Origin of the sequence: Streptomyces sp. NPDC000151, from assembly GCF_040301705.1 — a bacterium.
Lineage (GTDB): Bacteria > Actinomycetota > Actinomycetes > Streptomycetales > Streptomycetaceae > Streptomyces.
This window is the reverse complement of sequence record NZ_JBEPFC010000209.1, coordinates 1-9759: the sequence shown is the minus strand read 5'-3', so window position 1 is coordinate 9759 and position 9759 is coordinate 1. Positions and strand designations below refer to the sequence as shown.

The window sequence follows — 9759 nt, the reverse complement described above, 5'->3', positions numbered from 1 at the left end:
GCCTCGCCCGGGGGCGCGCCCGGCCCGGCGCAGCCGGTCGCGGGGACCGGCATCCCGCTGACGTACGTACCGGGGCACCCGGCCGTCCAGGCGTACCGGCGCCGCGGCTCGGTGCGGGCCAGCGCGGGCCTGGCGGTCACGCCGGAGGGCTGGGCGGCGGCCCGCAAGTGGCCCGAGGGCACGGTGCACGGCCTGTGCGTGGTGCTGCGCAGCCGGGGCCGGACGGTGGGCGTGGCGACGTTCCTGCGCGGCGCCTCCCGCCGCCCCTTCGACCGCGCGGACGCCGCGTACGCCGAGGAGGTCGCCTCCCGCATCGCGGCGTGTCTGGACCTGGCGGAGGCGCTGGGGAAGAGATGAGGGCGCCGGGGCGGGGGCCGGTCGCGGGCTCAGTGCCGGTAGAAGATCCGGTCCGCGTACTCGCGCATGACCCGGCCGTTCCAGTCGTGACCGCCGTCGACGTTCCCCGAGCGCAGCAGCGGCGGGTCGATGCCGCGCTCGGCGAGCGCGCCCGCCGCCGTCGCCACGACCGCCTGCATGACCGCGCTGGTGACGACCGTGGACGCGGGCGCGAACGGCGCTTCGATGCCCGGCGCCGTCAGCTCCGCGTCGCCGACCGGGATGCGGCTGTCCAGGACGATGTCGCAGTGGTCCTTGAGGTACGTGCCGGACACGTGCCGCGACTTGGTGCCGTCCGCGTACGCGACCGAGGTCAGCCCGATGACCTTCAGGCCGAGCGCACGGGCGTTCAGCGCCATCTCCACGGGCAGCGGGTTCCGCCCGGACAGCGAGATGATCACGAGGACGTCGCCGGCCCGCGCCGGGCTGGTGTCCAGTACGGCGGCGGCCAGCCCGTCGACCCGCTCCAGTGCGCTGCCGAGCGTCGCGGGCATCACGTCCACGCCCACCACACCGGGCACGCACAGCAGGTTCATCACCGCCAGGCCGCCGGCGCGGTAGACCGTGTCCTGGGCGGGCAGCGAGGAGTGCCCGGCGCCGAAGCAGAAGATCCGGCCGCCGGCCTCCACGGTGTCGGCGAGCAGCGTCCCGGCCTCGGCGATCACCTCGCCCTGGGTGTCGCGCACCGTCCGCAGCAGGTCGATCGCGGCATCGAAGTACTGCCCGGCCAGCCCGTTGCTCCCGCTCTCGCCCATCGCGGAGTGCCCCTCTCCTCGTATGGTCCCGCCCGGTCCGGGCAGGTACCGCCCTCGTGGCGCGGCTCACGTTGCGGTCTGGACCAGTGCCCTGTCAATACGGCGCCCGCACCGTACGGCCGAAAGGTGCCGGCCCGGGCCGGGCTCCGCGCGCGGCCCCGGCCACCGGCCGGACCGGGGCCCGGCGGCGGCCTTCGGGCCGCGCGCGGTCCGGTTGTCAGTGGGATGCGTCAGAATTGAGTCCAGGGCCACCGCACGACACAGCCGAGGGGCACGCATGTCCGGACTGATCGACACCACGGAGATGTATCTCCGCACCATCCTTGAGCTCGAAGAGGAAGGTGTGGTCCCGATGCGCGCGCGCATCGCCGAGCGGCTCGATCAGAGCGGCCCGACGGTCAGCCAGACCGTGGCGCGGATGGAGCGGGACGGCCTGGTCCAGGTCGCCGGCGACCGCCACCTGGAGCTGACCGAGGAGGGCCGCCGCCTGGCGACACGCGTGATGCGCAAGCACCGGCTCGCCGAGTGCCTGCTCGTCGACGTGATCGGGCTGGAGTGGGAGCAGGTGCACGCTGAGGCCTGCCGCTGGGAGCACGTGATGAGCGAGGCGGTCGAGCGCCGCGTCCTGGAGCTGCTGCGGCACCCGACCGAGTCGCCGTACGGCAATCCCATCCCCGGCCTGGACGAGCTGGGCGAGAAGTCCGAGGCCGATGCCTTCCTGGACGAGGGCCTGCTGAGCCTGATGGACCTCGACCCCGGCGCCGACGGCAAGACCGTCGTCGTGCGGCGGATCGGCGAGCCCATCCAGACGGACGCCCAGCTGATGTACACACTGCGGCGGGCCGGGGTGCAGCCGGGGGCCGTGGTGAGCGTGACGGAGTCGCCGACCGGGGTGCTCGTCGGCAGCAGCGGCGAGGCCGCCGAGCTGGCCACCGACATCGCGCAGCACGTCTTCGTGGCGAAGCGCTGACCGTTCCGGCTCCTCGCCGGCCGCTCGTCGGTGCGCTTCCCGGCCCGGCGCCCCGCCGCTCCGCTTGACCGGCGTGGTGCCGCCTCCGCACGCCGTGCGCAGGCGCCCACCCGGTACGACGTCCTGTCCCGCGCTCCCTGCGGACATTCCGCTTTCCCCCTCCTCCCGGCGTTCCCCGGAGATTTTTTCCGCCGTCCCCTCCCGCCGGGCCGCCGCACTGACCTGGAGCGACGGCCCGGATCGAGCCGTGCCCCGATGTCCCGCCCAGTACGGACTTGGCGGAATGCGAGCGGTGGGCGCGACGCCGTGTCACCCTGGCGCTGTCGCATACGCGTAGGCGCATATGACGTGCTGCGTTGAGGACCTGGGGCCGGGCGGCGGGGCGGGTGCGGGGAACATCCGGCCGGTCGCCGTGACCTCTGGGGAGGGGGCTCGGATGAGTCACCGGACAACCGTTTCGCCCGGCCGGGGGGCCACTGACAGCGAGGGCCCCGGCGCTGCGAGCAGCCGGGGCCCCGCCTCCCCATGTCCCCCCACGAAGACCCGGAGCCCCGAGCTCTCAGGGTCTTCCCCCGCGGGCCCTCTTCCCGTCAGGGCCCGCCTCCCGCTCACACTCTCCCCGTGCCGAGGACGGCCAATCCTTGAGCATGGTCACTCGTACGAGGGGTGTTGGGGGCAAGGGCAATACATTCGAATACGGGTTCGATAGTGTGGGGCTGCTCAAGGGACGGATGGGGGTGCCAGGGCAATGGTGCGGCGCATCGACGTAACAGGTACTGGGGGTATACGGCTCGCGGCCTGGGAGTTCACCGACCCTCCCAAGGCCGGCGGCGAGGGGACGGAGCAGAAGCACAACGGACGCGGCCCCGGCGTGCTGCTCCTGCACGGCCTGATGGGGCGGGCCGCGCACTGGGCGGAGACCGCCCGCTGGCTCGGCGCGCGCTACCGCCCCGTCGGCCTCGACCAGCGCGGCCACGGCCGCAGTGAGAAGCCCACCGACGGGCCGTTCGACCGCATGACGTACGTGGACGACGCGATCGCCGCCATCGAGCAGCTGGATCTCGCCCCGGCCGCCGTCATCGGCCACTCCATGGGCGCGCTCACCGCCTGGCAGCTCGCCGCCCGCCGGCCCGACCTGGTCAGCGCCCTGGTCATCTGCGACATGCGGGCATCCGCCCTGGGCGCGGCCTCGCAGCGCGAATGGGAGGCGTGGTTCCGCTCCTGGCCGGTCCCCTTCGCCACGCTCGCCGACGTCCGCAAGTGGTTCGGCGAGGACGACCCCACGCTGGAGCGCCCGAAGCCGGTGCGCGGCGAGTACTTCGCCGAGGTGATGGCCGAGCGCGCCGACGGCTGGCGCCCGGTCTTCTCCCGCCGCCAGATGCTCGCCGTCCGCGAGGCGTGGGTGCACGACGCCCACTGGGAGGAGCTCGCCCAGATCGAGTGCCCCACGCTGGTCGTCCGCGGCCTGGACGGCGAACTGGGCCGCGCCGAGGCCCAGGAGATGGTCCGCGTCCTCCCCCGAGGCGCCTACGCCGAGATCCCCGACGCCGGCTACCTCCTCCCCTGGGAGCGCCCGGACGACTGGCGCCGCGCGCTGGAGCCGTTCCTGCACACGGCGATTCCGACCTGAGCGACCGGGCCGGCCGGGCCTTGACGCGCGGCAGCGGGCGCCCGCCCCCAGGGGGACGGACGCCCGCTGCCTCGTGAGGTCTTCTCTTCCTACCCCTTGCTCACCGCCACCAGGATCTCCGGCAGCCGGCGGAGGACGGCCGGCGCGACCAGGCGCAGCCCCAGGACGGCCACCACCACTCCGTACACCGCGCCCACCGGCAGCACCAGCCACAACAGGCCCTGCAAGCCCGCCACATGGAGACCGACCGTCAGGCCGATGATCGGCAGGCACAGCAGTCCGCCCACGCTCACGCCGACCAGCATGCTGATCCAGGCGATACCGGCCTGCCCCGGTGCGACGTTCTTGTTGCCGTCGGACGGGATCGAGTACGGGAAGCGCACCGAGGCGAACGCCCCCGTGGCCACCAGCGCGCCGAGCAGCGCCAGCGCCAGCCCGTACACCTCGGGGAAGGCCGCCCAGTCGTCGAGGATCGCCGCCGCGCCGAGCACCACCAGCGTCACGTACGGCACCGCGATCACGGCCAGTGCCAGCGCCCGCCCGGCCAGCTCCAGGAACGCGTCGCGGCGCGTGGAGAGCGTCGAGGCGATCATCCAGAACGCGGAGGTGTCCTGCCCGAACTGGTTGTACATCTGCAGCCCGAGCAGCCCCGCCGCCCAGCACGCCGCGTAGACGTTGCCGCCGCCCTGCACCGCCGTGACGACGGGCACGATCAGGCCGACGCCGAGCGCCGTCGCCCAGCCCATCTTCGTCTTCGGGTCGCGCCAGCCGTACAGCAGCGTGCGCCGCATGACCGTGCCGGTACGGCCGCCCGGCAGCAGCCGCTCCCAGCCGCCCGCCCGGTCGGCACGCTTGCGGCCGCTGTCCTTCTCGATGGCCTGGAGGGTGGAGGAGTCGGGCGCGGTCATGACAGTGGTGAGCGTGCGGCTCCACCACCACAGCAGCAGGACGAGCGCCAGCGCGGTCAGCGCGAGACCGAACACCGCGCGCCCGTAAGCGCCCCGGCCCGCCGCGTCGACCGCGTCCACCGCCGAGGCGGGCGGGATCCAGCGCAGCACCGCGGCGACCGGTTCCAGCGCCGCCAGCCCCTGCGACTGGGCGAGCTTCTGTGCGCCGAGGTTCACGCCCTGCGCGCCGAGCGCGACGAACAGGCCGCTGAGGACGGCGAGGTCACGGCCGCGGCGGCTGGTCAGCAGCCGTACGTTGGCGGTCGCGACGGCACGCGCGAGCGCCGCGCAGACCAGTACGACCAGTACGGCCGCGACGACCCCGACGAGCGCCGCCGCCAGGCCGTGCGCGACGGAGACCACGGAACCGGCCGCCAGCACGGCGGTGAAGACCGGGCCGACGCCGATGAGCGAGGCGACCAGCAGCGAGCCGATCAGCGGCCGGGGCCGCAGCGGCAGCATGACCAGCCGGGTCGGGTCCATCGTCTCGTCCGCCGAGGGAAAGAACAGCGGCATCGCCGCCCACCCGAGCGTGAGGAGCGCGGTCAGCAGCACGGCCAGCGCCGGCGCGCCGGACACGCCGCGCAGCAGGATCATGCCCAGCAGCAGGCCGGCCGCCAGCAGCAGCGTGACGGCCAGCGAGATGACGTACGCGGCGGTGCGCCCGGGCGACTGCCGCAGCCCGTTCTTCAGCAGCGTCAGCTTGAGCCGCACGAAGATGGGCGTGAGGGGCGGCGACGGCGGCGCCGCGGCCGGCGTGCTCACGGGGCGGGTGGCCGTATTCATCGGGCGCCGCCCCCGCCCAGCCAGTCCAGGTCCTGCCCGGCCCGCGCACGGCTGCCCGCGCCGACCAGTTCGAGGAACGCGTCCTGCAGCGTGGGCGCGTCACCGCGTACCTGGGCGATCGGCCCGTCGGCGCGGATCTTCCCGCCGGCCATCACGGCCACCCAGTCGCACAGCGACTCCACCAGCTCCATCACATGGCTGGAGAAGACGACAGTCGCGCCGGACCCGGTGTAGCGCTCCAGTACGCCGCGAATGGTCTGGGCCGATACCGGATCGACCCCCTCGAACGGCTCGTCCAGAAAGAGGATCTCCGGATTGTGCAGCAGCGCCGCCGCCAGCCCGATCTTCTTCCGCATACCGGTCGAGTAGTCGACGACCAGCTTGTGCTGCGCCCCGCTGAGATCCAGTACGTCCAGCAACTGCCCGGCCCGCTTGTCCACCTCGTCGCCGGGCAGCCCCCGCAGCCGCCCGATGTACGAGAGGAGCTCGGCACCGGACAGCCGCTCGAACAGCCGCAGCCCTTCGGGCAGTACGCCGATCCGCGACTTCACGGCCACCGGGTCGCGCCACACGTCGTGGCCGCCGATCTCGACCTGACCGGCGTCCGGCCGCAGCAGCCCGGTCACCATCGACAGCGTGGTGGTCTTCCCCGCCCCGTTCGGCCCCACGAGCCCGATGAACCGCCCGGCGGGCAACGTCAGATCGATCCCCGCGACCGCGGTGTGATCTCCATACTTCTTCCAGAGGCTGTGGATACGCACCGCCGCCGGCGCGCCCGCCGTGCCACCCTCTTCCACAGCACCCGAACTCTCGGTCGTCACTCGGTTCCCCTGTCCTCGGACGTCAAAGGCAGGAACCGGTCAAGCCCCCGCCACTCCCCACGATATGCGGCGGGCGGGGGAGGGGGCGGGTGAGCAGCGCGTTCAGCGTCCCCGGTTCGAGGGTGGCTCGAGGCCGCAGGCGTAGGTGAGGGGGTTGAGGAGGTCTTGCGTGTCGGGGAGCCAGCGGTTGGCGGGGGTGGGGTGGCGGGCCCATTGGACCGGGGCGTGGCGGCCGGTGCGGGTGGGGGGTGCGGCGATGTAGGTGCCCTCGCCGTGGGTGATCAGGTCGAGGCCGGAGGGGGCGGGGCGGCCCGGCTTCCGTGCCAGGTCCCGGATCTTGGCGGCGGCGCCGGGGAGGACGAGGAAGAGCATCCGGCGGGCCGGGGTGCAGATGACCGGGCCGAGCGGCAGGCCCTGCCGTTCCATGCGGGCCAGCGCCAGGCAGCCCGCGGTCTCCGGCACGTCCAGCGCGTCGAACGTGCGGCCTGTGGGGAGCAGGATCGCCGCGCGGGGGTGCTGCGTCCACAGGCTGTGGATGACTGATGTGCTGCCGGTGGCCGCCGTGGGCCAGTCGGCCGCCAGGGGGTGGGCGCCGGGGGCCCGGCAGTCACGGGCGCCGCACGAACAGTACGTCGCCGCACCGTCGTCTTCCAGCCATGCGCCGGGGAGTACGTCCCAATGGCGTTCCGCCGCGTAACGCACCGCAATGTCGAGCAGCCGCTCGCCGCGCTGCTGGGGGACGTGTGGGGCTCCTGTGACTCCGCTGCTCTGTTCCACGAACGTGACAACTTCCGCTGTCACCAAGGGTTACGGCCAACCCGTGGCACGGCACGGCGCAACGTTCTTGCACGTGGGGCGCATGGATGCACGGGCGGGGGCGCGTGCGGGGCTGTGCGGCGGAGGCTGGGTAACCACTTGCGTGAGCAGGCGGGCATCGCCCAGCCGAGCAGCTAAGGGGGCCGGTCGGGCAATTTGGTGAGTGTCGCTTATGTCGCGCGGTAGCGTCGGAAAAAGCGGATATCGCGGGTATGGGCGGGAAATGATGGACGGGGACGGCGTTCGACGGTGAACGCGCCGCAGTACACAGGGGGTACAGCATGGCCGCCAGGCCACTCGTCGCGCGGCAGCCGAACGAACGGCTGCAGGCGCTCATCCAGGAAGCTGCCTGTTCCAACGCCGGACTCGCCCGCCGCGTGAACGTCTGCGGTGCCGAGCACGGCCTGGACCTGCGCTACGACAAGACGTCCGTCGCCCGCTGGCTGCGCGGCCAGCAGCCCCGCGGCCGGGCGCCCGCGATCATCGCCGAGGCGCTCGGCCGCAAGCTGGGGCGCACGGTCACGATCGACGAGATCGGCATGGCCGACGGCAAGAACCTCGCCTCCGGCGTCGGCCTCCAGTTCTCGCCCACCGTCCTCGGCGCGATAGAGCAGGTCTGTGAGTTGTGGCGGAGTGACGTGGGCCGCCGGGACTTTCTCAGCGGCTCGACCGTCGCCGCCTCGGCACTCGTCGAGCCGAGCCGGGACTGGCTGATCACCGGCGCCGACACCCAGGTCGCGCGCAACGCCGGTGCGCGCGTGGGCCGTTCGGACGTCGAGGCGGTCCGCGCCATGACGACCGCGCTCAGCGAACTGGACCACCAGTACGGCAGCGGGCACGTCCGCCCGGTCGTCGTGCACTACCTCAACAGCGTGGTCTCCGGGCTGCTCGCGGGCACGTACCGGGAGTCCGTGGGGCGCGAACTGTTCGCCGCGGTGGCCCGGTTGACCGAGCTGGGCGGGTACATGGCGGTCGACACGGGTCAGCCGGGGCTGGCCCAGCGGTACTACATCCAGGCGCTGCGCCTCGCGCAGGCGGCCGGCGACCGCGGTTACGGCGGGTACGTGCTCGCCGCCAGCATGAGCCACCTCGCCGCCTCGCTCGGCAACCCCCGGGAGATCGCGCAGCTCGCGCGCGCGGCACAGGAAGGCACCCGCGGGCACGTGACGCCGCGCGCCGAGGCGATGTTCTGCGCGGCGGAGGCGCGCGGGCACGCGCTGATGGGGGACACCCGGGCGTTCCAGTCCGTGGCCGGGCGCGCGGTCAGCGCGATGGAGCGGGCCGAGTCCGGTACGGACGCGGGCGACGACCCGGTGTGGATCGGGCACTTCGACCCGGCCTATCTCGCCGACGAACTGGCCCACTGTCACCGGGACTTGGGACAGGCGGCCGCGGCGAAGCAGCAGGCCGAGCAGGCGCTCGCCGGTCACCCGGAGAGCCGGGCGCGGCGGCGCGCGATCGGGCTGGTGCTGCTGGCGAGCGCGCAGGTGCAGCAGCGCGAGATCGAGCAGGCGTGCCATACGGGCACGCAGGCGGCCGAGTTGCTGAGCGGGCTGCGCTCCTCGCGCGGCGCGGAGTATCTGGAGGACTTCCAGGCGCGCCTGGAGCCGTACCGGGAGGAGGCGGTGGTGCGGGAGTTCGCCGCGCGACTGGAGCTGCGGGCGGCGTGACGGACGGGCCGGGGGCGGCCCCGCCCCAAGCTCCGCCCCAGGCCCGGCCCCAGGCGGGGCTCCAGGCCCTGCCTCAGGCGGGACTCCAGGCCCCGCCCCGGAGCGGCATTCGGCCGGAGTCCTCTTTGTCCGTCGATCCTCCGTAATCGACGGGTGGTGCCGTTGTGCGTCAAGTGGCCGGTGACCAGGGGACGTGGTCGAACGCGACGGCTACCCGGTAGCGTGAGCCGACGATTCCGTAAGAAGCAGAAGTAGGAGTCCCGGTGACGCAGAGCGGACAGGGCGGCGACCCGCAGAACCCTGCGGGCGGGCCCGCGCGCGAGGGTGTGGTGCTGCCCGCGCACGGCGGCGAGCCGTACGTGCCCGACCAGCAGTCCGCGCCGGCCGCCGGTCAGCCGTGGGGCGAGCCCTGGGGCCCGTCCCAGGCGCCGCAGCAGCAGGGCTCCTACGCGCCGCAGCAGCCGGGCGCGTACCCGCCGCCGCCCCAGGGGCAGCCGCCGGTACCCCCGATGCCGCCGGAGCAGCCGCCGGCCGGGCCGGGGACGGGATACGCGAGCGGCCAGGACCCGTACGGCGCGCAGGGCACGTACGGCCAGCAGCCCTCCTACGGAGCCCAGCCTCAGCCCTCCTACGGCGCCCAGCCCTCGTACGGCGCTCAGCCTCAGCCCTCGTACGGTGACCCCCAGGGCACCTACGGCCAGCAGCCCTCGTACGGCGCGCAGCCCTCCTACGGCGACGCGCAGGCGCAGGCCACGTACGGACAGCACGACCCGTACGCCGGTCAGAACCCCTACAGCGGCCAGCCCGCCTACGGCTACCCGCAGGCTTCGCAGCCGCCGCAGTCCGCCGGGCCCCAGCCCGGTACGGACGGTGCCGGGAATGCCACCGGTGGCGCGCTCGTGCGGGCCGAGCGGCAGGCCGGGACGCCGCTGCCGCCCGCCGCCGACGACCGCGGCGCGGGTGCTGGC

Annotated in this window: 8 protein-coding genes and 1 pseudogene; 5 read left to right on the top strand and 4 right to left on the bottom strand. The window is 73.8% G+C overall.

Annotated features, from left to right (window positions below; genetic code table 11):
* The coding region (locus ABT381_RS33370; RefSeq protein WP_502965737.1) for a GAF domain-containing protein at positions 1–357 on the top strand (357 nt) is incomplete at its 5' end.
* A 29-nt stretch (positions 358–386) separates the two neighbouring features.
* Here the strand turns inward: ABT381_RS33370 and ABT381_RS33365 are convergent.
* Positions 387–1151 carry an SIS domain-containing protein gene (locus ABT381_RS33365; RefSeq protein WP_351601026.1) on the bottom strand — a complete coding sequence of 255 codons (765 nt, stop codon included), beginning with the start codon at positions 1149–1151 and terminating at the stop codon, positions 387–389.
* Positions 1152–1428: 277 nt separating this feature from the next.
* On the opposite strand from ABT381_RS33365, the gene ABT381_RS33360 reads away from it, so the two are divergent.
* Together ABT381_RS33360 and ABT381_RS33355 are read left to right on the top strand one after the other, a co-directional pair.
* On the top strand, positions 1429–2121 hold the full coding sequence (locus tag ABT381_RS33360; RefSeq protein ID WP_351601023.1) for an iron-dependent transcriptional repressor DtxR: 693 nt from the start codon (positions 1429–1431) through the stop codon (positions 2119–2121).
* Positions 2122–2869: 748 nt separating this feature from the next.
* A complete protein-coding gene (locus ABT381_RS33355; protein WP_351601020.1) occupies positions 2870–3751 on the top strand; it encodes an alpha/beta fold hydrolase in 882 nt (293 codons plus the stop codon).
* Between the two features lie 89 nt (positions 3752–3840).
* On the opposite strand, the gene ABT381_RS33350 is transcribed toward ABT381_RS33355, so the two are convergent.
* The 3 genes from ABT381_RS33350 to ABT381_RS33340 all read right to left on the bottom strand — a co-directional run bounded on the left by ABT381_RS33350 (position 3841) and on the right by ABT381_RS33340 (position 7082).
* Entirely contained in the window at positions 3841–5484 is a 1644-nt protein-coding gene (locus ABT381_RS33350) for a transporter (protein WP_351601017.1), read from the bottom strand.
* Positions 5481–6305, bottom strand: coding sequence for an ABC transporter ATP-binding protein (locus ABT381_RS33345; RefSeq protein ID WP_351601014.1), 825 nt, complete (start codon positions 6303–6305; stop codon positions 5481–5483). Before ABT381_RS33345 ends, ABT381_RS33350 begins: the two co-directional genes overlap by 4 nt.
* Before the next feature lie 102 nt (positions 6306–6407).
* On the bottom strand, positions 6408–7082 hold the full coding sequence (locus ABT381_RS33340; protein ID WP_351601011.1) for a bifunctional DNA primase/polymerase: 675 nt from the start codon (positions 7080–7082) through the stop codon (positions 6408–6410).
* 320 nt (positions 7083–7402) lie between these two features.
* On the opposite strand from ABT381_RS33340, the gene ABT381_RS33335 reads away from it, so the two are divergent.
* Complete coding sequence (locus ABT381_RS33335; protein WP_351601008.1) at positions 7403–8791, top strand: NsdA family TPR-like regulatory protein; 1389 nt, start codon at positions 7403–7405, stop codon at positions 8789–8791.
* A 263-nt stretch (positions 8792–9054) separates the two neighbouring features.
* Positions 9055–9759 (top strand): annotated as a pseudogene (locus ABT381_RS33330) (hypothetical protein); the annotation flags it as partial.